Below are 25,191 nucleotides of genomic sequence, written 5' to 3' on the forward strand. Positions count from 1 at the left end.
ACCGGAAGACTTTACGTTCCGGTGACCTCGGGTCTGGTTCGGCCGACGGTCGCGGGGCTACGGTCGCTCCTATGGGAGTGAACGCCGTCCTCAAGGGCCGGATGGAGGAACTCGGGCTCACCCAGGAAGAATTGGCTGGTCGGATGAACTCTGCACTGGCAGAGATCACCGGTCGGCCCGGTGACGTGTCCTCCCGTACGGTCCGCAATCTCCTGAACGGAACGTCCCGTCGGCCGATCGGACGCACGTGCGCGGCCTTAGAGAAGGTGTTCGGCTGTTCCGTCGAGGACTTAGGGTTCAGTGCACCACGCACCATGCACCATCCGCAGGAGGACCCCGTGCGGCGTCGCACCTTCCTCAGCTCGGCCACCGGTACCGCAGCCGCCGTCGTTCCGCTGGTGGCCCAGCGCCGCACGGTCGGCATGTCGGATGTGGCCCGGGTTGCTGCCGGGGTGAACTCCCTTGTCGAAGCCGACGACCGCCACGGCGGCCACACGGCACTGGAGAAGGCCGCCGTACAGGGCCGCAACAAGGTGCTGGAACTACAGCAGCGCAACGGCGGCGAACGCGTCCGCCGAGCCCTGTACGCGCTGGCCGCCGAGTACACGACCATCGCCGCCTGGTCGTGCATCGACGCCCGCAACCTCGACCAGGCCCAGAAGTACCTGAACGAATCGGCGACGTTCGCCGGTCTCTCCCAGGACGGTCCCACCGAGATGCGCGTGTGGGTCAACCTCTCGATGCTCGCCTACCAGCGGCAGAACTGGCCGGAAGCGCTGGCAGCTGCACAGGCCGCGCAAGCCTCCTCGGCGGCTCGTCGCGATCCGTTCTTCGACTCGCTGGGCCGGGTCCGTGTCGCTCTCGCATACGCGGCTCTCGGCGACGGGCGTTCGGGCCTGCGGTCCCTGGGGTCGGCCCAGGACACCTTCGCCAGGGCGGCAGAGCGCGAGCGCCCGCGCTGGACGGCGTTCTACGGTCCGGCCGAACTCGACCACCTCGCCGCGGTCGTACAGTTCAACAGCGGGCGGCACGCTCACGCCGAGGCCATGGCCCACCGCGCTCTGGCAAAGATCCCGGCCGATTTCCGGCGCAACAGGGCACTCGCCACCGCTCAACTCGCGCTCGCCCAGCTCCACCAGCAAGAAGCCGAACAGGCCACGGCCACAGCCACCGACGTCTTCACGATCATGGACGGCGATCCCCTGCCCGGCCGCATGCGCACCCTCATCGGTGACTTCCACCGGGGACTGTTCGGCCTGGCCCCCTCCACGTCCTACGCACGAAACTGGGCAGACCGCATGAGAACCGAATGGAGTCGAGCGTGACCGACCTGCGTCACTTCCAGCACGGGAACCTCCCCGAAGGCTTCCGGCAGATGCTCGTCGACGTACACGCCGACGCCTACGCCGACCAGATGGAAGACCCCTTCCACCAGCGCTTCGCCTGGTTCGTCGACCATTGGACGGGCATGGAGGGCTTTTCCTGCGTAGTGGCGTACGACGCCGAGGAGCCGGTCGGCTTCGCCTACGGTGCACCACTCGCCCCCGGCCGCGAATGGTGGCGCTCCACCGACTACGAGCCGAACAACGGCTACACCTCCACCTACGCCGTGTCCGAGGTCATGGTGCGCCCGCGCTGGCGCAAGCAGGGCATCTCCGAACGACTCCACGAAGCGCTGCTGAAGGAGCGCACGGAAGACCTGGCCGTACTCCTGGTCGACGTGACGCACCCGAAGGTGCAGGCCCTCTACGAGACGTGGGGATACTCCAAGGCCGGCGAGCAGCAGCCGTTCGCCGACTCCCCGGTGTACGCGGTCATGGTCAAGGACCTTCGGGCCTGAACTGTTCAGCCGGGTGTGGCCAACTCTGATCCAGAACCGCAGGTGAAAGGCCGTGGACCGGCACATCCGCCACCTACGCCAAGCCGTGCCCGACCATGCCGAGCAGATCATCGAAGACCCCGCATTCAATGCCCTCACCGCTGCTCTCGCCGAAGCAGAGGCCGCAGGCCACAACCCGGGACAGCTCCTCCAGCGGGCTGCCGACCAGCGTGCTCCGGACGACGCCCGCCGCCCCGCACAGGTACTGACCTGGCGCATCCAGCGCCTCAGCGCAAGGCCGGCACCGAGCGAACGAGCCCGCACAGCACAGGCCCGCAGCACAGTACGGTCCGAAAGCCCAGCACAGCGGCCCAGCGCTCCGTCCCACGAAGCAGCCGCCGTCCCAGCCCCGCAACCGCCGCGAGCACGGCGGCGCTGATCACGACCGCACGGACAGCCTGGGGGCGAGCAACTCCAGCACTTCCTCCCAGCGGTAGCGGTCGGCCACGCCGCCCGCCTTCGGCCGGTGAGGTTCGTACGAGCCGATCAGGACGCCCATCTCGCGCAGCCGCTCCAGACTCAGGCGGTAGCCGGGGTGGGCGGCCTGGGCGGAGTTCAAGTACGGCAGCACAGCGACCGGGATCCCCATGGCGGGTGCTTCGCATCGTCACCACCGCATCCGCGTGCCCCGCATGCACTCGGCGCTGGGTGCAGACCTGCCCGACACATGCTCCTCGACCGCACCTTGACCTGGAACCTGCCCCACTTGCTCCATGCTCTGAACGAGTTCGAGTCCTTCTTATCCATCGACGCACCTGACTCGGCGGCATCCCCCGCTGATATGCAAACACCGCCCGACCTGTCCGGGCGTAATAATCGGCACCCGCGGCCGCGCCGAGCGAATACTCCCGACAAAGTGATGTGAATCACAATCTCTGGCGGCGGTTGCTTCAGGTGCACTTGAACCGCCTAACTTGTTCTCTGCCTCACGAACAGGAGGCGGATTACCCATTCGGAGGGGCCATGAAATTCCTGTCCCATTCTTTCCTGGCGCAGCTCCAGGAATTCGGCGAAACCGAGGCGGTCGTCTTCAACGGAGCGTCATACACGTACACGCAACTGGTGCGCGACATTTCCGAATGGCGGGAATTCCTGAACGAGCACGGCGTCGCGCCCGGGCAGGTCGTGGCCTTGGAGGGCCCCAGCTCGCCGAACTCCTGCGCGGGCCTGCTGGCCCTGGTCGAACGCGGGGCCATCGTGATCCCGCTCACCTCGCTGCCCGGCCCCAAGCGCGCCGAGTTCCACGAGGTGGCCCAAGTCGAAACGGTGATCACCGTGGACGGCCTGGAACGCTCCTGCGTGCAGACCGGCTGCGTCGCCGACCACGAGCTCTACCGGCGGCTCCGGGCCGAAAACCGGCCTGGCCTGGTCCTGTTCAGCTCCGGTACCACCGGCCGCAGCAAGGCGACTGTGTTGGACTTCACCAAGGTCCTCGCCCGCTACGGGGAGCCCACCCGCCCCCGGCGCACCCTGGCCTTCCTCAACCTGGACCACATCGGCGGCATCAACACCCTGCTGCACACGCTGAGCCAGGGCGGCACCGTGGTCACCCTGCCCGAGCGCACGCCGCAGACCGTCTGTGCGGCCGTCGCCCGGCACCGAGTCCAGGTGCTGCCGACCACGCCGACGTTCCTCAACATGCTGCTTATCTCGGGTGCCTACCAGGAGCACGACCTGAGCAACTTGCAGCTGATCACCTACGGAACTGAGCCGATGCCGCTCGGCACACTGCAGCGGCTCAAGGCCGCGCTGCCCGCCGTGCGATTCAAGCAGACCTACGGACTCTCCGAATTGGGCATCCTGCCCACGAAGTCGAAGACAGACGACACGCTCTGGGTGCGGCTGGGCGGTCCGGGGTTCGAGTACCAGATCCGGGACGGAATCCTCTGGATCCGCTCCGAGATGGCCATGCTCGGCTACCTCAACGCGCCGGCCCCCTTCGACGACGAGGGTTTCTTCAATACCCAGGACACCGTCGAGGTCGACGGCGAGTACGTGCGCATCCTCGGTCGCAAGTCCGAAATCATCAACGTGGCAGGCGAGAAGGTATACCCCAGCGAGGTTGAGAACATCCTGCTGGAATTCCCGACCATCGCGGAGGCAACCGTCAGCGGAAAGCCGAGCCCGGTCACCGGGATGGTGGTGAAGGCGGTGGTCAAAGTGACGGAGCCGACCGACGAGCGCGCCTTCCGGCACGCGGTCCGAGCACACTGCCGTGCTCGGCTGGAAGCCTTCAAGGTGCCGGCGATCATCGAGATCTCCGACGCCGACCACCACAACGACCGTTTCAAGAAAACCAGGGCGCTGACCTGACGGGCGAACTTCTGGCTCCTTCTCCATCCACCGACTCACCTCAGCGGACTTGATGTGCGCTCGCCACTCGGGTACAGGAGCTTTTGTCTTCCCCGTCCACGAACACGAACCCGGTCGGGAATCGCACCTGACGATCCATCGAGTTCTCGAACTGTGCAGTTATTTCGATGAGCTGAGTGAGCCTGCTCGCCCAGCGCCGCTGAAGCATCCTCAGGAACGCCTACCGTCAGCACGGCCAGCGGAGAGGAGCATCGCGCCCGTGTCCGGTTATCGCTGTTCTGCGGCGCCCCCGGGTCCGGGCGCGCCGATCCGTGTCTACTGTCTGCCGCACGCCGGCGGCTCGGCGGACGCGTATCGCAATTGGATGCGCTTCCCGGGCCCGCCCGGGGTGATCTTCGTGCCGGTGGAGCTGCCCGGCCGCGGGTCGCGTCGGGACGAACCGCCGCCATGCGAGGTGGCTGAGGCACTACGGGGGCTGCTGGCCGAGCTGGCTGGGCGCCCGCCCGAGGAGCCGTTCGCCCTCCTCGGCCACAGCATGGGGGCGCAGCTGGCTTACGAGTCCGCTCGCCTGCTGGCGCGCGCCGGACGGCCACTGCCGCAACTGCTGGTCGTCTCGGGCAGCCGCCCGATCGGCGCCACGGACCGGGACGGGCTGCACGGCGACCTGTCGGACGAAGCTCTGATCGACCGCCTGCGCAGGCTCGGCGGCACGCCGACCGAGGTGCTCCGCCATCGGGGCCTGCGGCGCCTCGTGCTGGCGACGATGCGGGTGGATCTCAACCTGCTCTCCGGCTACGCTGCGCGGGTGCGGCCGGAGCCAGTCGCGTGCCCGATCCTGGCGCTCGGCGGCGACGCCGACCCGCTGGCGCCGCCCGAACTGACCGCGGCCTGGCGCGCGCTGACCGACTCCGCCTTCTGGCACCGCGTCTACCCGGGTGGTCACTTCTTCCTGCATGAGCACCGCACGGCGATCATCGAGCAGATCAGGGCGACACTCGCCACGGTCTGGTAGACCCCGCAGGATCGCGATCCAGGAGGACGTCAGAAACCGTGCTCCGAGAACAGCCCCCGCACGATCTCCTCGACCCGCTCCACCAGATCCTGGCGGTCGTTGAAGACCCAGGACATGTGCTGGGCACCGAAGAAGGCGGAGAGCAGCACCCGGGCCAGCGCCTCCGGGTCGGAGCTCGGCTTGAGTTGGCCCGCTCGCTGAGCGTCGGCGAGAAACTCGGTGAGCGCCGCCTGTGCGTCCACGTAGGGCATCGGCAGGGATGACTCGATGAACGGACGTTCGATCTGCAGTCGAGCCCCGGCCTGGACCACCCGATCGTCACGGAAGAGCAGGGCACTGCGGCGCACGAACCCCATGGCACGGTCCAGCGGCGAGCAGTCCTCGCCACGCAGCGTCTCCGCCACACGGCCCACCCGACTGTAGAACTCCTCGGCGACGGCGAGGGCGAGGGCCTCCTTGTTGGTGAAGTGGAAGTAGACGGCTCCTTTGGTCAGGCCGGCCAGCTTCGCGACATCGAGAATGGTGACGGCTGGGTACCCCTTGGCCGCGAAGGACTCCGCGGCGGCCTCCAGCACGCTCGCCCGAGTGCGCTCCGCGCGCTCCTGCTTCAGCGGCTCGCCCCTGGCGTTGGTCGCGCCCGCGCCGACCCGCACCGGACGCGCGTTGTTCTCGATCTCCAAGTCCATGTCTCCGTTCGCACCCATTCATATGGCGACTACGCGCGTACAACCTTCCAGGACCCCCCTTGCAATATACCTTCCCAACGGTATATTTTTTTCCAAGCACAGCCGCAGACGAAATTTATTCGCATCCGTGTGCTTGCCAACCAGGGGGACCACCATGCAGACGCATCCTGTGCTGCCCACCGTCAGACCCGAGTTGACGTTCCTGCAACCCATCCCACGCCACTTCGTCCATCGAGCGGCGATGGCGGAGGTCTTCGTGACCGACGCGCTTCAGTTGGAGGAGGACCGCTTCCTGGTCGCCGCCCAATGGCCGCGCGACCACTCGCTCTACCACCCGGACTCGCTCGGCTTCAGCGATCCGCTGCTGATCGCCGAGACACTCCGGCAGGCGTCCTTCTACCTCGCGCACCACCGCTACGACATCCCGCTCGGCCATCGCTTCATCGGTTTCGGCCTCTCCTTCGAAATCACCGATCGCTCCGCGCTGCACGTCGGACCGATCCCGCTTCCCGTCGTCCTGGAAACCGAGTGGCATCGCGGACAGGGGCAGCGTCGGCTGTCCGAGGTGCGGCTCGACGCCGCCTTGAGCATCGACGGCCGCCCGTGCGGCCGGGGCAGCCTGCGGCTGGCCGCCGTGGACGAGCGGCGCTACCGGTTGCTCCGGCGCCGGGGAGCACACCCCGGCCGCGACGGCGCGGGTCAGTCCACCCCGACCGGTGAACGATTGCCCGCTCAACGGGTGGGCCGGCTGCGGGCCAAGGACAGCGTACTGGAGCGCTCCGCCGAGGGCGGCTGGCGGATGCGGGCCGACCTCGACCACGCCATCCTCTTCGATCATCCCGTCGACCACATGCCGGTGATGGCCCAGCTGGAGGGCGCCCGACAGCTCGGACATCTGCTCACCGCCGGGCGGACGGCCGGCGACCGGGGAAGGCCACTGGCGCTGACCCGGCTGGACCTCGACTGCCTGGCATTCGCCGAGCTCGACCAGCCGGTCGACTTCGCCATCCGCGAGCAGCAGCCGTCCGGCACCGGCGTCCGACTACTGCTGGACCTCCGCCAGGGAGAGACCACGGTCGCCACGGTCGCCATGACCTGGAGCGCTGCAGGCGCCGAGGCCTAGTACTACAGGGCCAGTTGGGCCCGGCCCCAGCGGGAACCGCCAGGCCGCGGCAGTGACCGGCCGACGTCGGCGACGGCAAGCTTGCAGGTCGCAGACGAATGTGTCCCTGTAGTACCAGGGGCTCCCAGGCGCCGCGCGACCGGGAGCGGGAGCGGGTCATTGCTGCTCCGTGGCCACGAGACCCGCCAGCAGCTCCCACATGGCCTGTACCCGCTGGGACAGTTCGCCCCCATCGTGCCTGCCTGATGTCCGGTAAGCGCCGAAGAGCAGGACGACGACCAGGTCGGCGAACGGCTCCACCGGCAGCGCGGCATCGAGGTGGCCCGCCTTCTTCGCCTCCCGCAGGATCGTGTGGGACGTCGTCCGCACACCGTCCAACAGCGCAGACGGCTTGCCGTCTGCCTGGTATCCCTCGTCGGCGAGCCGCAGGGCGGCCTGAAACCGGACATCGTCCGAGATGCGCTCGGCCACGGAGCGGATGAACGACCCGAGCTCGTCGAGCCCGCGGCCCTCCCCTTCCGGCACGTGGCCGAGCAGTTCCTCGACCGTTACTCCCAGATGCTGTCTCAGTACCGCAGCAAGCTCCCGCTTCGAGGAGAAGTGCCCGTACAGAGCACCCTTGGTGACGCCGGCCCGCTCGGCGACCTCCGACAAGCTCGCGTCGGCATAACCGACCCGCGCGAACTCTTCGGCCGCTGCGTCGAGCAGACGTTCGTAGGTGTGCCGAGAACGCTCCTGCTTGGCCACGACATGACTCCTTTCCCCTCGCATCCACACCAAAAAACAAAATACCTGCACGACGGAATCTTAACTATTGTGCGCCACCAACTGTTTTCCGGAGGACAGCTGTGAGCACCCTGTACGTCCCCACCCCAACCGCCGCGTGGTCGGTGTCCGACGGCGCCGCCGAAGCCGACGCAGGCCGCCGGCTGCCCGAGCAGACCGTGGCCTGCGTGACCGATGCGGGCTTCCCGCGGCACTTCGTCCCCGCGGCCTGGGGCGGGAACGAAGGAGCCTTCACCGACCTGCTGCACAGAACCGCCGAGCTCGCCGAGGGCTGCGCCTCCGCCGCATGGTGCGCCGCATTGTGGGCGGCGCACGGCCGCTTCGCCGCATACCTGCCGCCGGAAGGACAGCGCGACATCTGGGGAACCTCTGCCGACGTGCGTATCTCAGCCGCCGTCGTACCGCCCTCCGGCACTGCACGGCGCACCGGCGATACTTGGCTGCTGCAGGGCGAGTGGTCCTGCGTGAGCGGTGTGCAGCACGCCGACTGGCTGCTGCTGGCCGCTCCGGAGCCGGAGGGCGAGCCGGGAACAGGCCCGCTCGTCCTGGCAGTGCCCGCGGATCGGGTGACCGTGCTCGACACCTGGCACAGCACCGGCATGCGCGGGACCGGTAGCCACTCCGTGCTGGTGCCCCCGCTGGAGGTGCCCCTGCACCGCACGTTCCCGATGCTGGACCTGATGTGCGGCACGCCCGCGCCGGGACGAGCCCGCTGCCATGCGGTCCCCGCCCAGCTCGGCGGTGCCCTGACCTTCGCCGCGCCGGCCCTCGGCGCGGCCCGGCACGCACTGCGGGCCTGGACCACCCGCGCCGCGAAGGGGCCCGGGGTGCCTGGGGGTTCGGCGCGGGAGGTCCTGGCCCGGTCCGCCGCGGAGATCGAGGCGGCCGGCCTGCTGCTGGACCTGGCCGCCCGGCGGGCGGATGCCGAACACGGACCGCTCGCTGTCGCCGAGAACCGCCGGGACATCGCCTTCGCTACCGATCTCCTGGTCTCGGCGGTGGAGCGGCTCTTCCGGGCCGGCGGAGACCAGGCCCGCGACGCGTCAAGCGAACTCCAGCGGTGCTGGCGGGATGTACACACGGCCGCGACCCACGGGGCGCTGCGCCTGGACGCGGCGGCGGCCGCGTACGCCGAGGCGGTGCTCGGTCGATGAGCACCGCCAGGCAGTCGCGCATCGTGGTCTTCAGCGATGTGGACGAGACGTTGATCGCGTGCAAGAGCCTCCTCGACTTCCTGGACTTCTACCGGCTCGGGCGGTACGGCCCGGCCGGAGCCGCCGAAGCGGCCACGGTCCGCGCCGGGCTCACGGTCCGCGCCGCGGGGGGGGAGCGGCGGGAGTCGCTCAACCGGACGTACTTCCGGTCCTGGCGCGGGGAAGCGGAGCGGGAGGTCACCGCCTGGGGGCGGCGCTGGTTTGCGGAGCGCTCCCAGGAGCCCGGCGGCTTCTTCCTCCCCGGGACGCTCGCGGCGCTGCGTGGCCATGTGGCAGACGGCGCAATGCTGGTGCTGGTCTCCGCGTCCTTCCCAGCCCTCCTCGCGCCGATCGCCGAGGCGGTCGGCGCGAGCGAGGTCGCCTGCACCCGGCCAGTGGTTCGGGGCGGCCGGTTCACGGGTGAACTTCTGGGGCCGCCGATGGCGGGCACGGCCAAGTGGAATGCCGTGCGAACGGTGCTGGCCCGGCACCCGGAGGTAGCCGCGGCCGACTGCTACGGCTATGGCGACCATGTCTCCGATCTGCCCATGCTGGCCGAGGTCGGGCATCCCGTCGTCGTCGGGAGGTCCCCGGAGCTGACGCGCCTCCTGCCGGGCGCCGGACGCCTGCCCGGCCCCTGAAAAATACCTTCGCAAAGGTTTGACTTTTTCGGCCGCCGACCTCATGCTCTTCGCAGGGGATGCGACACCCCCCGTCGAACGGACGCGGCCACCCCGTCCGCGCTAGGGAGGGACTACAGATGACCGTGCTCGAGGACCGGCCCGCGCAGCGGCCGGCCCGCGCACCGATGGCGGCGAGCGCCGCCCCCACGACCCAGGCCAGAACGACCGAGCTGCAGACCGTCCGGCGGCAGGCCGCCGCGGGCAGTTCGCCCGAGGCGACCGCGGCCCAGCACGCCCGCGGCAAACTCACTGCCCGCGAACGGATCGAACTCCTCCTCGACCAAGGGTCGTTCCAGGAGATCGAGCAACTGCGGAGGCATCGGGCGACCGGGTTCGGCCTGGAGGCCAAGCGGCCGTACACAGACGGCGTGATCACCGGCTGGGGCACCGTCGACGGCCGTACGGTGTTCGTGTACGCGCACGACTTCCGGATCTTCGGCGGTGCGCTCGGCGAGGCGCACGCCCAGAAGATCCACAAGATCATGGATATGGCGATCGCCGCCGGGGCGCCGTTGGTCTCGCTCAACGACGGCGCGGGCGCCCGGATACAGGAAGGCGTCTCGGCGCTGGCCGGCTACGGCGGCATCTTCCAGCGCAACACCAAGGCCTCCGGGGTCATCCCGCAGATCTCGGTGATGCTCGGCCCGTGCGCGGGCGGCGCCGCCTACTCGCCGGCCCTCACCGACTTCGTCTTCATGGTGCGGGACATCTCCCAGATGTTCATCACCGGCCCGGACGTGGTGCAGGCCGTCACCGGCGAGCAGATCACACAGAACAGCCTGGGTGGGGCCGATGTGCACGCGCACGTCTCCGGGGTGGCGCACCTGGCTTACGACGACGAGGCAAGCTGCTTGGAGGATGTCCGCTACCTCCTGTCGCTCCTGCCCTCCAACAACCACGAGGCGCCACCCGCCGTGCCCTGCGACGACCCGGCCGACCGGCGCTGCGAGTCGCTGCTCGACCTGGTGCCGGCCGACCCCAACCGCTCCTACGACATGCGCGCGGTGCTGGAACAAGTCGTCGACCATGGCGAGTACTTCGAGGTGCAGCCCGGCTGGGCCCCCAACGTGCTCTGCGCCCTCGCCCGGCTCGACGGCCACGTAGTGGGCGTGGTGGCCAATCAGCCTGCCTCCCTGGCCGGCGTGTTGGACATCCACGCCAGCGACAAGGCGGCGCGGTTCGTCCAGTTCTGCGACGCGTTCAACGTCCCGTTGGTGACGCTGGTGGACGTGCCCGGGTTCCTGCCCGGCGTCGACCAGGAGCACGGCGGCGTCATCCGGCACGGCGCCAAGCTGCTGTACGCCTACTGCAACGCCACCGTCCCGCGGATCTCCGTAGTGCTGCGCAAGGCCTACGGCGGGGCGTACATCGTCATGGACTCCCGTTCCACCGGCGCCGACCTGGCTTATGCCTGGCCCACCAACGAGATCGCGGTGATGGGCGCCGAAGGCGCTGCCAACGTTGTCTTCCGTCGCGAGATCGCGGCCGCGGACGACCCCGAAGCGATGCGCACCCAGCGGATCGCCGAGTACCGGACCGAGTTGATGCACCCGTACTACGCCGCCGAGCGCGGTCTGGTCGACGGCGTCATCGACCCTGCCGAAACCCGGCAGGTGCTCGTCAAGGCGCTGGAAGTGCTCCGGCCCAAGCATGCCGACCTGCCGGCGCGCAAGCACGGCAACCCGCCCGCATGACCACCGGATGGGAACCCTCCGACGGGCCCGTTCTGCAGGTCCTGCGCGGCAACCCCGACCCGACCGAACTCGCCGCCGTAACCGCGCTGCTGGCAATGGCGCTGAGCAGTCCGACGGCCGCCGGGCCGACCCAGCCGGTCGGCAGGCCGCCGAGCTGGACACGCGTGGAGCGCAACCGCTACCGCGGCGCCACCTCCTGGCAGCGCCGCTCCTGACGAGCCGTCCCACGATCCACCCGACGAGGGAAAGGCCAGCCATGTCTCAGTCCCATCACCTAGTACCGCGACAGGCGACGTACTCCATCACCGAGGTCGAGCAGATCAGCGGACTGCCCGCACACACCCTCCGCTGGTACGAGCAGCTGGGCCTGATCGACGGCGTCGCCCGCGGGCCGGGCGGACGCCGTGTCTACTCGCTGAGCCACCTGCGCTGGCTGGAGTTCATCTCCGGGGTGCGCTCCACCGGAATGAGCGTGGCCGACATGACTCGGTACATCGCCCTCGCACGCGAGGGCGACGCGACCGTCCCGGCCCGCCGCCAGATGATGGAGGAACACCGCGTCCGGCTGCGCCGGCGTTTCGACGAGATAGCCGTTTCATTGCGCTACCTGGAACGGAACATCGAGGTCTACCGACAGATCGAGGCCGGCCGGAAGCATTCCGTTCCACTGGAACTTCCCGCCTGAATTTGCCTGCTTCCAGAGCACAGCACCAGCGTCGGCAGCTGTGGGAGAACGCGGCATCCGCGAGAGCAAGAGAACGGAGGAAGGAATGACGGCCGTGCAATCAGCACCCTCGCGCCCGGAGGAATCGCGCAAGGATCGAAAGGTCGCGGTGGTGAGCGGCGGCAGCCGCGGGCTCGGACGCGTCCTGGTCGAGCGGCTGCTGGGCGATGGCTGGACCGTGGCCACCTTCAGCCGCAGCGCGAACGACTTCATCGCCGAGAAGGCGGACCACACACCGGACGTCTTCCACTGGGAGGCGGCGGACCTCAACGAGCCGCAGAGCATGCGGTCCTTCTCGCGCGGCGTCTCCCGCCGCTTCGGGCGGGTCGACCTGCTAGTGAACAACGCGGGCGTGCTTCACCAGGAACTCTTCCTGACCACCGCGGCCAAGCAGATCGACACCCTGGTCACCAACAACCTGCTCGCACCGATCATGCTGACCCAGGCCTGCGCCCGGCTCATGACCCGGCACGGTGGCGGCACCATCATCAACATCTCTTCGATCAACGCGATCCGGGGCTATCGGGGCGTGTCGGTCTACGCCGCGGCCAAGGCGGGGCTGGACGGGTTCAGCCGCAGCCTCGCCCGCGAACTCGGCGCTTTCAACATACGGGTGAATTCGATCATTCCCGGATTCTTCGAGAGCGACATGACCGCGGAGGTCACTGACGACAACCGCGAAAAGATCCAGCACCGGACCCCGCTGGGCCGTCTAGGGACGGTTGACGAGATCGCCGACGCGGTTCTCTTTCTCACCTCACCCAGAGCGCACTTTGTCACCGGGCAATCCCTGGTAATCGACGGAGGAATCACATGCTGACCGAGAACACCACCACGGACGGCCGCTCAGTGGAAACCCTGATACTGGAAGAGATCCAGGCTCTTCTGCTGGACCAGAACAGCGACACCGACGGCTTGGGGCTGGACGAGACGCTGATGAAGGCAGGCCTCAACTCCCTCATGCTGGCCCAGCTCCTGATCCAGTTGGAGGACGAGCTCGGGGTCGACCCGTTCGGCGACGAGCGCTCCATCACGGACATGCGCACGGTCCGCGACCTGGTCCAAGCCTACCAGGACGCACTGACGCCGAAGGCGGCGGCCTGACATGGCGGCCGGACAGCGGCTTCTGCTGCGCTCCGTCGATGACTACCTGGGCCCGGCCGAGAGCCGCTTCTTCTCCCGCGGCTACCAGCGGGCCGAGTACGCCGTGCACGGCATCACCGTGCTGCCCGCACAGACCGGGGAGCTGTGCGTGACAGCGTCGGCCGATCTCAGCTACCCGGCCGACTGGTCCAAGAAGAAGGACGGCGTCGACCTTCGCCCGCACCTGAGCACCGTCGACGCGCTGGTGCTCGGCGTGCAGCTGGCCGAGGTACACCTGGCCCGGGCGCGGCGGCTGGACGCCGTACAACGGCGTACGACGCGGCTCCGTAAGATCGTGCTGCGGGCCGGCAACGAGCCGCAGGAGGAGCTCACCGGAGTACCGCTGAGTGCCACATGGCTACGCTCCGAGCCGCTCGCCGCAGACGCCGGACGCGCGCTGTCGGTCTACGACTGTACGGTCGGCGGGCTCCGGGTGCGCTGCGAACTGGAGCACCCGGCCCCGGCCGGGGACACCGAGACCCAGGCCGTCTTCGGCTCCCTGGCCGAGGCGCTGGGCGAGGGCGAACTCCGCTTCTACGGAGAGGGCTTCAAGTTCCGTCGGCACACCGTGGAAGAAGTCCGCGTCGACACTCCGGCGCTGAGCGCCGAGGCAGAGGTGCGCTTCACCGCGGTGCCGGGCAGCCCCGCTGCGACCGAGGGCGTGGAGGGCGAGCACTCCGACTGCCCCTCGCTGATCGACTGTTTCGTCGTCAACCTCCAGCTCGCCCAAATTCTCATGTACGAGCTGGACGGACTGAGCCGGGCGAACAGCAACACGCTCTGGATGATGCAGACCGTGCTGGAGGCGCCGGAGCACCCGGTACCGCTGCCTGTCGCGGGGCAGCACGCGCTGCGTGCCGCCACAGAACTGTCCGGCAAACGGCTTTTGCCGCTGCGCGGGAGCACCTGGCGCAGCGTCGACCTGCGCGGCGAGATGGCGGGGATCGGCATGCGGGCGGCATTCGCCCACGAGCTGCCCGCTCGTGACACCCCGTACCTCCCCTGAACTCCACGACTCACAGGAGCCGTTCCATGCGACTGTCCATATCCGGCACCTACTCGGCCGGGAAGACCTTCACCACGATGGCCCTCTCGTATCACACCGGCATTCCGCGTTCCCCCGCCAAGACCATCCGGGAGATCATGCCGGACGCCGTGCCGGGCAAGGCGCTGACCGAGGTCACGCCCGCGGAGTACATCCAGCTGGCGGTCCGCCGCCACGTAAGCCGCGCCGTCAACGAGGCGCTGCTGGGCGATGACTTCATCGCCGACGGCTCCTCCCTGCAGGAGTGGACCTACGCCGCGGCTCGGGTCGGCTTCGGCATGGACCCTGGCACCTACGACGGCACTCCGCCGGCTCGCACCCCCGAGATGGCCTTCTTCGAGGAGGTGACGGCGCAGCTCGGGCACGCCTTCCGGCAGCACGTCAAGGAGTCCTTCGACGGTTTCGTCCACCTGCGCAACGAGTTCCCGCTGAGCAAGGACGGCCACCGGCCGATGAACGAGGAGTTCCGGGCGAGCTGCGACGAGATGCTGCTGCGCGCCCTGGACGAGATGGAGATCCCCTACCTGCAGGTCGGCGGCACCGTCCCGGAGCGGCTGCAGGCGATCGTCGAGCGCTTCGGCCTGCCCGTCGTGCGCGGCATCGACGAGGCGATCGAGCTGGCGTCCGCCGACTACACGAAGGTCGACTGGCGCCTGGAGCACGTCCGCGCACAGAGCGCTGCTTCGGCGGCGGCGACTGCGGCAGTCGTCTGACAGCACATCAACTCCGCGGCGCGGGGCACACCCTCTGTCCCGCGCCGCCGGGACGGCACCCACACAACCAGAGAAAAGGTGTGACACATGTCCGACAATGCGAAGTCGGCCCGGGCCCCGGAGGCCCCCTATCCGCGTCGGTGGCTGATGCTGCCCGTGCTGCTTGCCGCAATGTTCATGGCCCAGTTCGACCTGTACGTGGTCAACGTAGCAGCGGCCTCACTGGAGAAGGACCTCGACGCCGGCCAGGCGGCACTGGAGCTGATCGTCGCCGGCTACGGCTTCACCTACGCCAGTGGGCTGGTCACCGGCGGACGGCTGGGGGACCTCATCGGTTCCCGGAAGATGTTCCTTTACGGGACGTTCGCCTTCACGGTGGCGTCCCTGCTCTGCGGGCTCGCCCAGTCACCCGGGGAATTGGTGGTCGCCCGGCTGTTGCAGGGCCTCACCGGCGCGGCGATGGTCCCCCAGGTACTCGCAATGATCACCGCCGTCTTCCCCCCGGCCGAGCGATCCCGGGCGCTCGCCTGGTTCGGCGTGACGGTGGGCGTGGGCGCGGTGGCCGGCCAGGTGCTGGGCGGTGCGCTGCTCCAGGTGAACGTGCTCGGCCTGGGCTGGCGGGTGATTTTCCTGGTCAACGTGCCGATCGGCCTGGTGGCACTGGCCTTCGCGCTGCGGCTGCTGCCGCACCGCGCCTCGGGCAACCGGCCTCGGCTCGACCCGTTGGGCGCGGTCGGCGTCTCGCTGAGCCTGGCCCTGGCTCTCCTCCCGCTGGTGCTGGGGCAGACCGAGGGCTGGCCGGTGTGGACCTGGATCAGTCTGATCTGCTCGGTACCGGTCATGGCTCTGACCCTCTGGTGGGAGGGCGCGCTCTCCCAGCGCGGCGGTCAACCGCTGCTCGAACTGGGCCTGTTCCGCAACAGCACCTTCGCCCGCGGTCTGGTGGTCTGCCTCGGAACCTTCTGCTCCTTCTTCAGCTTCATGTTCGCGCTGACTTTGGTGATGCAGTCCGGTCTCGGACTGACCCCGCTCCAGGCCGGCTTCACCTTCACCCCGCTGGGCCTGGCCTTCGCCGGAGCCTCGATCGCCTCTCCCCGGATGGCCGCCCGGCACGGCGGCAGGCTGGTCACCGTGGGCACCGCGGTTGCAGCCGTGGGCATGGTGGCACTGCTCGCCGTGCTGAACCTCTCCGGCGGGCACACCAGCGCGGTGCGCCTGCTCGGCCCGATGGTGCTCATCGGCCTGGGCAACGGTCTCGCCGTGCCGGCGCTGACCGGCGCCGTGCTGGCCGGCGTGAAGCCGGTCCAGGCGGGCGCCGGCGCGGGCGTGCTGACCACCACTCAGCAGTTCTCGAGCGCCGCCGGCGTGGCAGGCATCGGCAGCGTCTTCTTCGCCGCGCTGAGCTCCCGACACGGGGTGGCCGACTACGCCTCCGCCTTGGAGTGGGTGGCCGCGATCGACCTGGTCCTGGTCCTCATCGCCTGCGGCACCAGCGTGCTGCTGCCCCGTCCGCCACGCGCCGCTGCGGCGGCCGGTACGCCGGGCGCGGCTCCTGCCGTGAACAACTCCGCCCCGGCCGCCGCGACCCCCGGCAACCGCTGAAACACCGACCCTGTGGAGCATCGCATGGACATCCCCACCGGTTCCTCGACCGAGGCGCGCAAGCGGCGCATAGCCCTGCTCTTCGAGGAAATCATCACCAACAACCGGCTGGAGCTCGCCGACGAGATCTTCGCCGAGGACTTCTTCTGGCCGCAGTTCGGCCTGCGCGGCCCGGAGGGCGTACGCACCTGGGTGCGCGCCTTCCGCACGGCTTTCCCGGACATCAGCGACATGGTGCAGGAGCAGACCGCGGAGGGCGACATCGTGGTGACCCGGCTGGAGTGCATCGGCACCCAGCTGGGCCCGTTCCGCGGCCTGCCGCCGTCCGGGAAGAAGGCCGTCTTCACCGCAATAGGCATTGACCGCTTCCGCGGGGACAAGGTCGTCGAGCGCTCCGCGCACTTCGACATCGCCGACCTGATGCGCCAGCTGGGCCACGAGACCCTCGTGGTGCCTGCGGCAAACAATCCGTGAGCCGCCCCGGGGTCACGGCGGTTCCCCCGTCCGCCGTGACCCCGGGCCGCTCCGGCCATCCCGTCCCCGGCCGAGAAAGGCGATCACCATGCGGCCGACGCGCTTCGCTTACGTCCAACCGGAATCGGTCGAGGACGCCGTCGCCTGTCTGCGGACACACGGGCCCGATGCCCGGGTGCTCGCCGGAGGCCAGAGCCTCCTCCCCCTGCTCAACCGCCGCCTGCTGCGCCCTGCCGCGCTGGTGGACCTCAGGCGCCTGACCGGCCTGCGCAAAGTGCGGCAGGACGGGTCGGGGCTCCGCATCGGCGCCCTGACCACCCATCACGACCTGGAGACCCCGCAGGGCCCCGCAGCTCACCCCGACTGGGCAGTGCTGGCACAGACCGCCCGACTGGTGGGACACCTGCCCATCCGGACCCGCGGAACCGTGGGCGGCAGCCTTGCCCACGGCGACCCGGTCGCCGAGTGGTGCCTGCTCGCCGTGCTGCTCGACGCCGAGATCACCGCCACGGGCCCGGACGGCTCCCGCACGATCACCGCGGACCGGTTCTTCACCGGTGCCACCAACGGCCCCCGCACCGCCCTGCGCTGGGACGAGATCATCACCGAGGTGCTCTTCCCGGCTCCCGCGCCGACCTCGGCGCTGGTCGAGTTCTCGCCGCAGGACAAGGAGCTTCCGCTGGTCGCCGCGGCGGCCGAGGTCCGGCTCGCAGCGGACGGCACCGTCGCCGCCGTACGCCTGGCCCTGGCCGGCGCGGCCGACCGCCCGGTGCGCGCCCGCGCCGCCGAACGCGCCCTGGTCGGCCGCCCGGCGGACACCGCGCTCCCCGAGGCAGCAGCCTCCTTGGTGGTCCGTTCGCTCACTCCGCCCGACGACGCCCGTGCCTCCAGCGGGTACCGCCGCGAACTCGCCACCGTCCTGACCACCCGCGCGCTCCGCGCGTCCCTTCGGAAGGCAGATCCCCGATGACCGCCTTTCAGCCCGGATCCATCCGGGCGCAGTTCCCCTCGGACACCGAGGAGACGGCCGTGCCCGTGCGGCTGACCGCCAACGGGCAACCCGTGGAATTCCCCGTTGATCCCTGGCGCAGCCTTGCCGATGTGCTCCGCCGCAAGCTCGGGCTCCCCGGCACCACCGTCGGCTGCGAGTCGGGCAGTTGCGGCACCTGCACCGTGCTGGTGGACGGTGCGCCGGTGCGGGCCTGCCTGATGCTGGCCGTGCAGGCGGACGGCGCCGCCGTCGAGACCGTCGAGTCGCTCGCGGTGGGCGGCAAGTTGAACGAGCTCCAGCAGGCATTCCAGGAGCACGGTGCCCTGCAGTGCGGATTCTGCACCCCTGGATTCCTCATGCTGGGCACCGAGCTGCTGCGTCGGGAGCCGGCCGCGGACCGGGAGCGGATCCGCGAGTGCGTCGCGGCGAACCTGTGCCGCTGCACCGGCTACGCAGGGATCGTCGACGCCATCGCCTCGCTGGCCGCGCCCGGCCCGGAAGGTCCCGCCAGCGAATCGAGCAGCATGCGAGGCACCGCATGAGCGTCATCGGCACCTCCGTACCCAGGCTTGAGGACGACCGGTTGCTGCGCGGGCGCGGCCGCTTCCACGACGACATCGTGCGCCCCGGCCAGCTGTGGCTGCGGGTCGTGCGCTCCCCGTCGGCGCACGCGCGGATTCGCGGCGTGGACACCTCCGCGGCCGAGCGGATGCCCGGCGTCGTCACCGTGGTGACGGCCACCGACCTGCCCGGCTCGCCGCGGATCCCGGTCCGCCAGCCACACCCGGGCATCGACTTCACCCCCTATCTGCAGCCGCCGCTGGCCACAGGTTTCGTCCGCTACGTCGGCGACCCGGTCGCCGCCGTACTCGCCGACGACCCCTACCTCGCCGAGGACGCCGCCGACGCGGTGCGGCTCGACCTGGAGGAGCTGCCGGTGGCGCTGGACGCCCACGCCGCCGCGACCGGGCGGCTGGCCAGTCGCCCGGATGTGCCCGCGGAGGTGGGCGTGGTGGAGTTCGGCTACGGGGAGGTGGACGAGGTCTTCGCCACGGCACCGCACGCCTTCTCGGTGGATCTGACGGTGGGCCGGCACAGCGGCACCCCGCTGGAGCCGCGAGGACTGGTCGCGGAGTACGACGAGCGCACTGACCGGATGACGGTGTGGGGCGCCACCAAGGTCCCCTATTTCAACCGCCGGGTAGTCGCCGGGATGCTCAGCGTTCCGGAGCACCGCATCCACATGCCGGAGTCCGACGCGGGCGGCAGCTTCGGAGTGCGCGGCGAGTTCTACCCGGAGGACCTGCTGGTGCCCTGGCTGTGCCTGCGCACCCGCCGTCCTGTGAAGTGGGCCGAGGACCGCACCGAGCACATGATCGCCGCCAACCACGCGCGGGAGCAGCGGCACGTGCTGGAGCTGGCTCTGGACGACGAGGGGCGGCTGCTCGCGCTGCGCGACGAGGGCTGGCTGGACACGGGAGGGTACATCCGCACCCACGGCGCGGTGGTGGCCTCACTCACCGCCGCCATGGTCTCCGGCCCGTACCGGCTGCCCGCCTGTCGAAGCCGGATCCACATCGTCACCACCAACAAGACGCCGATCGGCACCTACCGCGCCCCGGGCCGCTTCCAGCACAACTTCGTCCGGGAGCAGGCCCTGGACATCGCGGCCGACCGACTGGGCATCGACCCGGTCGAGTTGCGCCGTCGCAACCTGCTGAACGAGGCCGAGCTTCCGCTGCGCCGCCCGATGAACATCTTCGGGGCGCCGATGTTGCTGGACGGCAAGGACCATCTGGCCCACTTCGACTCCTCCCGGGAGCACTTCGGGTTCGAGACCTGGCGCGCGGAGGCCCGGACCGCCCGAGCGGCCGGCCGCCTGGTCGGCACCGGGTGCGCGGTGATTCTGGAAAAGGCCGGGCTTGGCCACGACAGTGCGGTGGTCGATGTCGGCGTCACCGGCGCGGTGCGGGTCTCCATGGGAGGCTCCGGCTCCGGCCAGGGCGTGGAGACGGTCATGGCACAGATCGTCGCCGAGGAGTTCGGCATCCAGGCGGCCGACGTGAAGGTCGTGCTCTCCGACACGGACATCCTCCCGGACGGCGCGGGCAGCTTCGCCAGCCGCACCACGGTCGTCGGCGGCACGGCCGTGAAGTCGGCCGCCGAGGCGGCGCTGCGCAAGGCACGCCGGGTGGCGGCCGCGCTGCTGGAGGTGGAGCCGGAGCAGCTGGTGGCGCGCGGCGGCGCGCTGCTGGTCGCGGATCGGCCCGAGACACGCATCGGCCTGGGCGAGATCGTCGAGGCCTGCTTCACTCCGCGCTTCGTCCAAAGCGGCGAGGAGCCAGGCCTGGTCGGCCGCGGCACCTACGCCGCGGACGGCATGACGTACCCCTACGGCGTGCACTACGCCCAGGCGGAGGTGGACCCGGAGACCGGGCTGGTGCGGCTGCTGCGCTACGCGATCAGCTACGAGATCGGACGGGCTGTCAACCCTCGTATGGTGCACGGCCAGCTCTACGGTGGGGCAGTGCAGGGCATCGGCGGGGCGCTGCTGGAGGAGTTCCGCTACGACGAGCGTGGCACACCGCTCTCCACCACCCTGAACGACTACCTGTGGCCGCGCGCCACCGACGTACCGGACATCCAGATCACCATTCACGAGGATTCCCCCGCGCCCGGCAATCCGCTCGGCGTGCGCGGCGCGGGCGAGGGCGGCACCGCCGGTGTGGGCGCAGCGGTGGCCAACGCCGTCCGCGACGCCCTGCAGCTGCCAGGCGACGTCGGCACGCTGCCGCTGCACCCGGAGCGTGTGCTGGCGCTGCTCCGCCGCAAAATCACCGAAAATGCAGGCCCCGGTTCCGAGCCCCGGAAGGGATAACGATGCATCAGTTCACCGGCCTCCCGGCACACGGCGAGGCCCCGTGCGACGACCCGCTCTGCGATCACCCGTTTCCGGAGACGGTGCAGCCGGATCCGGACGTGCCCTTCCGCGCCGACCGGGAGACCCGCACCCGACTGCTGGAGACCTACCTGCGCGCCGAGTTGGCTCGGGCGCTGCGCACCTCACCCGAGCGGATCACCGCCGATCGCCCGCTGAGCATTCTAGGCGTGGGCTCGATGATGGGCCTGGAGTTGCAGCGCCGCATGGAGGAGGCGCTGGGAGTGCCGGTCGGCCTCTCCCAGGTGCTGACCGCACAGAGCCTCGGTGACCTGGGGGACTACCTGGCCGCCTTGTACGACGTGCCCTCCTCGGCGGCGGCATGAGCGTGGACAGCGAGATGCGCGTCGAGCTCTGGCTGCTGGGCCGGCCCGAGCACGGCAGGTCGGCGGCCACGCTCGATCTCTCGATCCTGGACGAGGAGGAACGCCATCGGGCCGGCACCTGCAGGCGCTCGGCCGGCGGCGCTCTCTATGCCACGGCGCACATCGCGCTCCGGCGCCTGCTCGGCGACCGGCTCTGCATGCCCGCGGCCGAACTGTTCTTCGTCCGCGAGCCCTGTCCGGGATGCGGCGAGCCGCACGGCCGCCCAGCCCTCGCCGCCCCTTCCGCCGACGTGCACTTCTCGCTCTCGCACAGCAACGGCATGGTATTGATCGGCATCGCGGGCACCCCCATCGGCGTGGACGTGGAACCTGTGCCCCGCTCCGAGACGGTGCGGATCTGCACGCCTGCCCTGCACCCTGCCGAGCGGGAGGAGGTCCTGGCCGTCCCCGAGGGCCTCCCCCGCCGGGTCGCCTTCGGTCGGCTGTGGACCCGCAAGGAGTCGTACCTCAAGGGCATCGGGACCGGGCTCGCCCGCGGCCTGGCCCTGGACTACCTGGGCGACGATCCCGCCCGCCGCCCGCCCGGCTGGACGGTGATGGACATCCCCTGCGGTCCTCACCACTGCGCGGCGACGGCGATCCACGGCCGGGGACCCGTGGTGCCCACCGTCCGCCGGCTGTCCGAGCAGTGGCTGCTCGCCGCGGAAGGCAGCCGCCCCTACGGCGTCAGGACCGCATCTCCCAAGGCTGCCTGACGGCCGTCACCTCATGAGTTCCGAATCAGGTCCGAACCGGTTCCGAAAGGGAAGGTCCGATGCACGAGATCGCCGCCCGGCTGACTGCCTGGCATGCGGCCGGACAGGCGTTCGCGGTCGCCAGCGTGGTCGGAGTATCCGGCAGCGCGCCGCGCGAACCCGGTGCGGCACTGGCGGTGAACGCTGCCGGTGAAGCGGTGGGCAGCGTCTCCGGCGGCTGCATCGAGGGAGCGATCTACGAACTCTGCCAGAAAGCGATCTGCTCCGGCCGGCCTCAATTGCACTCCTTCGGCTACAGCGACGCGGACGCCTTCGCCGTCGGGCTCAGCTGCGGCGGCACCATCGAGGTCTTCGTCCACCCAGTGCTGCCCGCGACGCCCCGGAGCGGGTCCGGTCTCGCGCTCGGTCTCGCAGCGATCGCCAAGGGCGAGCCAGTCGCCGTGCTCCGTGTCATCGACGCCCCCGCGGAGATGGCCGGACTGGTCGGCAGCACGCTGGTGGTCGGCGGTGCGGACCGGGAACCGCGCCTCCCGCGCCGGCCGGGGCGGCGCCCCGGCCCGCCACAGCTGATGCCGTCCCCGGCCCTGGAAGCGGCGGTCCTGGCACAGGCGCGCGCCTTCCTGTGCGCCGGCCGCACCGGACAGATCGTGCTGGCGGCGGACGGGCGCCCGTGCGGGCCGAGTGACAAGCTCTCCGGCTCCCAGCGGGGCGGGATCACCTTCTTCGTCGAGTCGTACCGCTCCGCGCCGCGGATGGTGGTCTTCGGGGCGATCGACTTCGCGGCGGCGGTCGCCCGGATCGGGGGCTTCCTCGGCTACCACGTCACGGTGTGCGACGCGCGGCCCGTCTTCGCCACCCCTGCGCGCTTCCCGACCGCGGACGAAGTGGTCGTCGACTGGCCGGACCGCTATCTGAAAGCCCAGCACCGAGCCGGGCGGCTGGACGGCCGCACGGCGGTCTGTGTGCTCACGCACGACGCCAAGTTCGACATCCCGCTGCTGGAAAGCGCGCTACGGCTCCCGCTGGGGTACGTCGGCGCGATGGGCTCGCGCCGGACGCACCGCGAGCGCCTGGAGCGCCTGCGCGAAGCCGGACTCACCGGGGCTGAACTCGCCCGGCTGCACTCCCCCATCGGCCTCGACCTCGGCGCCCGCACCCCCGAAGAGACCGCCGTGGCCGTCGCCGCCGAGATCGTCGCCGAACTCCGAGGCGGTGGCTGCCTCCCTCTCACCGGCACCGACTCCCCCATCCACCATGCCGTTCGGCCACTCGCTTGAGCTTCAGGCGGACGTTGTCGACGTTGTTGGGCGCGGTCCCCACGTCCATCGCCTCGCACACCGCCCGCGCCCGCCAACGGGGCGTCGGCTGTGGCGAACACCGCGTGATCTGCCGGTAGGCAGGATGGTCCGGATCGCTCCGCAACTGACCGATGCCGAGCTGGTCACGCTCGCGGTGATGCAGGCCATGCTGGGCTTCACCTCCGAGGCCAAGTGGCTTCCCACCTGCGGCGTCTCTTCCCCTGCCTGCCGAAGCAACCCGGCTACAACAAGCGCCTGCGCAAGGCCGCCGAGCTGCTGCGGCGAGTGACCCGGCTGCTGGCCACCGACACCTCCGTATGGAGCCACGACGTGTGGATCGTGGATTCCACGCCGGTGGAGTGCGGGCGCTCCGCGAGACCGTCAAACACTCCGACCTGGCTGGGTGGGCCGAGTACGGGTACTGCGCCAGCCACAGCCGATTCTTCTGGGGCGTGCGCCTGCACCTGGTGTCCCCTGCAGGGCGTGCCGATCGCCTTCGCCCTGACCGGGGCCAAGGCCGACGAACGCGAGACCCTGCTGGACCTGCTCGCCGCCAAATCGGGCCTGACCGCCGCCCGGCCTGAACAGACGCTGATCGGCGACAAGAACTACTTCGGCCTCGGCTTCGAGCACCAGTTGGCCGACCACGACATCCGGCTGCCGCGGCCGGCTCGGCCGAACCGGCAGTGACGCGTCCAGAGCCGGATAGCGCTCGCGAGCGCTTCCTCGCTGCCGGAGAGCCCAGGCAGCATGGCCTTCTGCTCGGGGTGGCCCGACTGCTCACCACCAGTCCGCAGACAGTCCGCAGGACGGTCGAAAGCTGCCGTCGCACGCCATCGCTTGCCAACGGCAAAGTACCTGGTCAGAAGCATCATCGACTTCCCGCCGCAGGTCAGGATCGGCCCCCATGTATTCCGGTTCAACGTTTAGGCGTCGCCATAGCATCGGCGTAGCAATCTGACAAATGTGCAGGTCAGATCGGGTCGGTCCCGTTCGGGGCCGGCCCCGTGGTTGTACCCACTGTTGGATCCGTGCTGGATTTCCTGACGTCTCGTCACCTGTCGTCATCCCTGGTTGTCCGCACCATTGCTGGATCGGCGCTGGGTGGGGGTGACGGGCTGTCTGCGGGATGGGCGCAGTCGCGACTGCTGGGCCCTTCCCCCGGGAGCCGGACGGCATCCCGGGGTGGGCCTCGGCCGCAAGTGCGAGTCCTGCAGGGAGCAGCCCCGAACGGGACGGTCGCTGTTACCACTATCGACCCGCCGCCCTACGGGAAGTCGACTCCCACCACCATAAGGAGCCGAGATGACTACCATCCCGCCGACGGCGGTCGCCGGACCCCTGGGCGCGCTCGCATCTCCGCATGAGCCGGCCCAGTCGCGCTCGATGGCCTGACTGAGCAGCCCGAAGCCCCGAATCATGACCATGTCACCGGGCACGCGGCCCCGGCCCTCACCACAGAACTGCGGGCCAGGGCCACTTACGCCTTGACAGCGACAGCCCTCATGAGTTCGGTGATGGCCCTTCTGATCTTTGAGGGGCTCGCCGCCTTAAGGTCGCAAAAGTCTCTGAGAGGGCGGTATCGCCCTCTGGGAAGTCCCTGGGGCAGAGTGGAAAATTCCTGAAAAGCCCCAGGGATCCGAGCGCTTGATGCTGAGGCGGCGGCCCGGAATTCGCCTTACGGGACAGCTGGGCAAGCGGTCACTGACCGCTTGCTTTCAGTAACCGTGGAGGCGTCCCTCGAGCTCATTCAACTAGGCTGTGCTCGCAGTGCGTGCAGGCCCCTCGCGCAGCCTGGACGGGGCTGAGTGGG

General features: G+C 69.8%; 25 protein-coding genes and 2 pseudogenes. 24 read left to right on the forward strand and 3 right to left on the reverse strand.

Translation table 11 applies throughout. From position 1 onward, the window contains the following. Positions 1-71 precede the first annotated feature (71 nt). The 3 genes and pseudogenes from VXC91_RS20030 to VXC91_RS20040 form a co-directional block, all read left to right on the forward strand. Positions 72-1,325, forward strand: coding sequence for a helix-turn-helix transcriptional regulator (locus VXC91_RS20030; RefSeq protein WP_329508656.1), 1,254 nt, complete (start codon positions 72-74; stop codon positions 1,323-1,325). Beyond that, the gene (locus tag VXC91_RS20035) at positions 1,310-1,840 is read left to right on the forward strand and encodes a GNAT family N-acetyltransferase (protein ID WP_329508657.1); all 531 of its coding nucleotides are present in this window, start codon (positions 1,310-1,312) and stop codon (positions 1,838-1,840) included. The genes VXC91_RS20030 and VXC91_RS20035 overlap by 16 nt, the downstream gene beginning before the upstream one ends. A 46-nt stretch (positions 1,841-1,886) precedes the next feature. Next, positions 1,887-2,258: pseudogene (locus VXC91_RS20040) on the forward strand (mobilization protein); the annotation flags it as partial. On the opposite strand, the pseudogene VXC91_RS20045 reads toward VXC91_RS20040, so the two are convergent. Further along, positions 2,259-2,483, reverse strand: a pseudogene (locus tag VXC91_RS20045) (flavoprotein); the annotation flags it as partial. It lies immediately after the preceding pseudogene. Between the two features lie 359 nt (positions 2,484-2,842). Between VXC91_RS20045 and VXC91_RS20050 the strand changes: the two are divergent. Both VXC91_RS20050 and VXC91_RS20055 read left to right on the forward strand, forming a co-directional pair. Further along, the gene (locus tag VXC91_RS20050) at positions 2,843-4,192 is read left to right on the forward strand and encodes a class I adenylate-forming enzyme family protein (protein WP_329508658.1); all 1,350 of its coding nucleotides are present in this window, start codon (positions 2,843-2,845) and stop codon (positions 4,190-4,192) included. A 259-nt stretch (positions 4,193-4,451) separates the two neighbouring features. Further along, on the forward strand, positions 4,452-5,204 hold the full coding sequence (locus VXC91_RS20055; protein WP_329508659.1) for a thioesterase II family protein: 753 nt from the start codon (positions 4,452-4,454) through the stop codon (positions 5,202-5,204). Between the two features lie 29 nt (positions 5,205-5,233). Here VXC91_RS20055 and VXC91_RS20060 read toward each other — a convergent pair whose 3' ends face one another. Beyond that, on the reverse strand, positions 5,234-5,890 hold the full coding sequence (locus VXC91_RS20060) for a ScbR family autoregulator-binding transcription factor (RefSeq protein WP_329508660.1): 657 nt from the start codon (positions 5,888-5,890) through the stop codon (positions 5,234-5,236). 154 nt (positions 5,891-6,044) lie between these two features. Between VXC91_RS20060 and VXC91_RS20065 the strand changes: the two genes are divergently transcribed. Further along, positions 6,045-7,013, forward strand: coding sequence for a ScbA/BarX family gamma-butyrolactone biosynthesis protein (locus VXC91_RS20065; RefSeq protein ID WP_329508661.1), 969 nt, complete (start codon positions 6,045-6,047; stop codon positions 7,011-7,013). Positions 7,014-7,169: 156 nt separating this feature from the next. On the opposite strand, the gene VXC91_RS20070 is transcribed toward VXC91_RS20065, so the two are convergent. Next, on the reverse strand, positions 7,170-7,760 hold the full coding sequence (locus tag VXC91_RS20070) for a TetR/AcrR family transcriptional regulator (RefSeq protein WP_329508662.1): 591 nt from the start codon (positions 7,758-7,760) through the stop codon (positions 7,170-7,172). A gap of 101 nt (positions 7,761-7,861) precedes the next feature. Between VXC91_RS20070 and VXC91_RS20075 the strand changes: the two genes are divergently transcribed. The 18 genes from VXC91_RS20075 to VXC91_RS20160 all read left to right on the forward strand — a co-directional run bounded on the left by VXC91_RS20075 (position 7,862) and on the right by VXC91_RS20160 (position 24,068). After that, on the forward strand, positions 7,862-8,953 hold the full coding sequence (locus VXC91_RS20075; protein ID WP_329508663.1) for an acyl-CoA dehydrogenase family protein: 1,092 nt from the start codon (positions 7,862-7,864) through the stop codon (positions 8,951-8,953). After that, positions 8,950-9,633, forward strand: a complete 684-nt coding sequence (locus VXC91_RS20080) for an HAD family hydrolase (protein WP_329508664.1) — start codon at positions 8,950-8,952, stop codon at positions 9,631-9,633. The genes VXC91_RS20075 and VXC91_RS20080 overlap by 4 nt, the downstream gene beginning before the upstream one ends. 119 nt (positions 9,634-9,752) lie before the next feature. Beyond that, entirely contained in the window at positions 9,753-11,369 is a 1,617-nt protein-coding gene (locus VXC91_RS20085; RefSeq protein WP_329508665.1) for an acyl-CoA carboxylase subunit beta, read from the forward strand. Further along, the gene (locus VXC91_RS20090) at positions 11,366-11,584 is read left to right on the forward strand and encodes an acyl-CoA carboxylase subunit epsilon (RefSeq protein ID WP_329508666.1); all 219 of its coding nucleotides are present in this window, start codon (positions 11,366-11,368) and stop codon (positions 11,582-11,584) included. Before VXC91_RS20085 ends, VXC91_RS20090 begins: the two co-directional genes overlap by 4 nt. Before the next feature lie 41 nt (positions 11,585-11,625). Continuing rightward, on the forward strand, positions 11,626-12,054 hold the full coding sequence (locus tag VXC91_RS20095) for a MerR family transcriptional regulator (RefSeq protein WP_329508667.1): 429 nt from the start codon (positions 11,626-11,628) through the stop codon (positions 12,052-12,054). 94 nt (positions 12,055-12,148) lie between these two features. Further along, the gene (locus VXC91_RS20100; protein ID WP_329508668.1) at positions 12,149-12,913 is read left to right on the forward strand and encodes an SDR family NAD(P)-dependent oxidoreductase; all 765 of its coding nucleotides are present in this window, start codon (positions 12,149-12,151) and stop codon (positions 12,911-12,913) included. Then, complete coding sequence (locus VXC91_RS20105) at positions 12,907-13,197, forward strand: acyl carrier protein (RefSeq protein WP_329508669.1); 291 nt, start codon at positions 12,907-12,909, stop codon at positions 13,195-13,197. The genes VXC91_RS20100 and VXC91_RS20105 overlap by 7 nt, the downstream gene beginning before the upstream one ends. A gap of 1 nt (position 13,198) precedes the next feature. Then, positions 13,199-14,242: an AvrD family protein gene (locus VXC91_RS20110; RefSeq protein ID WP_329508670.1), complete on the forward strand. Its 1,044-nt coding sequence runs from the start codon at positions 13,199-13,201 to the stop codon at positions 14,240-14,242. 26 nt (positions 14,243-14,268) lie between these two features. Continuing rightward, a complete protein-coding gene (locus VXC91_RS20115; protein WP_329508671.1) occupies positions 14,269-14,994 on the forward strand; it encodes an AAA family ATPase in 726 nt (241 codons plus the stop codon). Positions 14,995-15,081: 87 nt separating this feature from the next. Then, positions 15,082-16,596 (forward strand): MFS transporter, encoded by a 1,515-nt coding sequence (locus tag VXC91_RS20120; RefSeq protein ID WP_329508672.1) that lies wholly within the window; start codon positions 15,082-15,084, stop codon positions 16,594-16,596. Positions 16,597-16,620: 24 nt separating this feature from the next. Beyond that, positions 16,621-17,070, forward strand: a complete 450-nt coding sequence (locus VXC91_RS20125) for an ester cyclase (protein WP_329508673.1) — start codon at positions 16,621-16,623, stop codon at positions 17,068-17,070. 88 nt (positions 17,071-17,158) lie between these two features. After that, positions 17,159-18,040 carry an FAD binding domain-containing protein gene (locus tag VXC91_RS20130; RefSeq protein ID WP_329508674.1) on the forward strand — a complete coding sequence of 294 codons (882 nt, stop codon included), beginning with the start codon at positions 17,159-17,161 and terminating at the stop codon, positions 18,038-18,040. Next, positions 18,037-18,603, forward strand: a complete 567-nt coding sequence (locus VXC91_RS20135) for a (2Fe-2S)-binding protein (RefSeq protein ID WP_329508675.1) — start codon at positions 18,037-18,039, stop codon at positions 18,601-18,603. The genes VXC91_RS20130 and VXC91_RS20135 overlap by 4 nt, the downstream gene beginning before the upstream one ends. After that, positions 18,600-20,939: a xanthine dehydrogenase family protein molybdopterin-binding subunit gene (locus VXC91_RS20140; protein WP_329508676.1), complete on the forward strand. Its 2,340-nt coding sequence runs from the start codon at positions 18,600-18,602 to the stop codon at positions 20,937-20,939. Before VXC91_RS20135 ends, VXC91_RS20140 begins: the two co-directional genes overlap by 4 nt. 2 nt (positions 20,940-20,941) lie before the next feature. Then, a complete protein-coding gene (locus VXC91_RS20145) occupies positions 20,942-21,325 on the forward strand; it encodes an acyl carrier protein (protein WP_329508677.1) in 384 nt (127 codons plus the stop codon). Then, positions 21,322-22,080, forward strand: a complete 759-nt coding sequence (locus VXC91_RS20150; protein WP_329508678.1) for a 4'-phosphopantetheinyl transferase family protein — start codon at positions 21,322-21,324, stop codon at positions 22,078-22,080. Before VXC91_RS20145 ends, VXC91_RS20150 begins: the two co-directional genes overlap by 4 nt. Before the next feature lie 59 nt (positions 22,081-22,139). Beyond that, entirely contained in the window at positions 22,140-23,357 is a 1,218-nt protein-coding gene (locus VXC91_RS20155) for an XdhC family protein (protein ID WP_329508679.1), read from the forward strand. 375 nt (positions 23,358-23,732) lie between these two features. Beyond that, on the forward strand, positions 23,733-24,068 hold the full coding sequence (locus VXC91_RS20160) for a hypothetical protein (RefSeq protein ID WP_329508681.1): 336 nt from the start codon (positions 23,733-23,735) through the stop codon (positions 24,066-24,068). The last annotated feature ends 1,123 nt before the right edge of the window (positions 24,069-25,191 follow it).

The organism is Streptomyces chiangmaiensis, assembly GCF_036281785.1.
In the GTDB taxonomy this organism is placed as follows: Bacteria; Actinomycetota; Actinomycetes; order Streptomycetales; family Streptomycetaceae; genus Streptomyces; species Streptomyces chiangmaiensis.

Excerpts from the sequence above, each read along its gene's own strand:
- VXC91_RS20035 (WP_329508657.1), top strand. The coding sequence starts at position 1,310 with ATGGAGTCGAGCGTGACCGACCTGCGTCACTTCCAGCACGGGAACCTC.
- VXC91_RS20060 (WP_329508660.1), bottom strand. The coding sequence starts at position 5,890 with ATGGACTTGGAGATCGAGAACAACGCGCGTCCGGTGCGGGTCGGCGCG.
- VXC91_RS20150 (WP_329508678.1), top strand. The coding sequence starts at position 21,322 with ATGAGCGTGGACAGCGAGATGCGCGTCGAGCTCTGGCTGCTGGGCCGG.
- VXC91_RS20085 (WP_329508665.1), top strand. The coding sequence starts at position 9,753 with ATGACCGTGCTCGAGGACCGGCCCGCGCAGCGGCCGGCCCGCGCACCG.
- VXC91_RS20120 (WP_329508672.1), top strand. The coding sequence starts at position 15,082 with ATGTCCGACAATGCGAAGTCGGCCCGGGCCCCGGAGGCCCCCTATCCG.
- VXC91_RS20105 (WP_329508669.1), top strand. The coding sequence starts at position 12,907 with ATGCTGACCGAGAACACCACCACGGACGGCCGCTCAGTGGAAACCCTG.
- VXC91_RS20110 (WP_329508670.1), top strand. The coding sequence starts at position 13,199 with ATGGCGGCCGGACAGCGGCTTCTGCTGCGCTCCGTCGATGACTACCTG.
- VXC91_RS20135 (WP_329508675.1), top strand. The coding sequence starts at position 18,037 with ATGACCGCCTTTCAGCCCGGATCCATCCGGGCGCAGTTCCCCTCGGAC.
- VXC91_RS20095 (WP_329508667.1), top strand. The coding sequence starts at position 11,626 with ATGTCTCAGTCCCATCACCTAGTACCGCGACAGGCGACGTACTCCATC.
- VXC91_RS20130 (WP_329508674.1), top strand. The coding sequence starts at position 17,159 with ATGCGGCCGACGCGCTTCGCTTACGTCCAACCGGAATCGGTCGAGGAC.
- VXC91_RS20125 (WP_329508673.1), top strand. The coding sequence starts at position 16,621 with ATGGACATCCCCACCGGTTCCTCGACCGAGGCGCGCAAGCGGCGCATA.
- VXC91_RS20090 (WP_329508666.1), top strand. The coding sequence starts at position 11,366 with ATGACCACCGGATGGGAACCCTCCGACGGGCCCGTTCTGCAGGTCCTG.
- VXC91_RS20140 (WP_329508676.1), top strand. The coding sequence starts at position 18,600 with ATGAGCGTCATCGGCACCTCCGTACCCAGGCTTGAGGACGACCGGTTG.
- VXC91_RS20050 (WP_329508658.1), top strand. The coding sequence starts at position 2,843 with ATGAAATTCCTGTCCCATTCTTTCCTGGCGCAGCTCCAGGAATTCGGC.
- VXC91_RS20080 (WP_329508664.1), top strand. The coding sequence starts at position 8,950 with ATGAGCACCGCCAGGCAGTCGCGCATCGTGGTCTTCAGCGATGTGGAC.
- VXC91_RS20145 (WP_329508677.1), top strand. The coding sequence starts at position 20,942 with ATGCATCAGTTCACCGGCCTCCCGGCACACGGCGAGGCCCCGTGCGAC.
- VXC91_RS20115 (WP_329508671.1), top strand. The coding sequence starts at position 14,269 with ATGCGACTGTCCATATCCGGCACCTACTCGGCCGGGAAGACCTTCACC.
- VXC91_RS20065 (WP_329508661.1), top strand. The coding sequence starts at position 6,045 with ATGCAGACGCATCCTGTGCTGCCCACCGTCAGACCCGAGTTGACGTTC.
- VXC91_RS20030 (WP_329508656.1), top strand. The coding sequence starts at position 72 with ATGGGAGTGAACGCCGTCCTCAAGGGCCGGATGGAGGAACTCGGGCTC.
- VXC91_RS20155 (WP_329508679.1), top strand. The coding sequence starts at position 22,140 with ATGCACGAGATCGCCGCCCGGCTGACTGCCTGGCATGCGGCCGGACAG.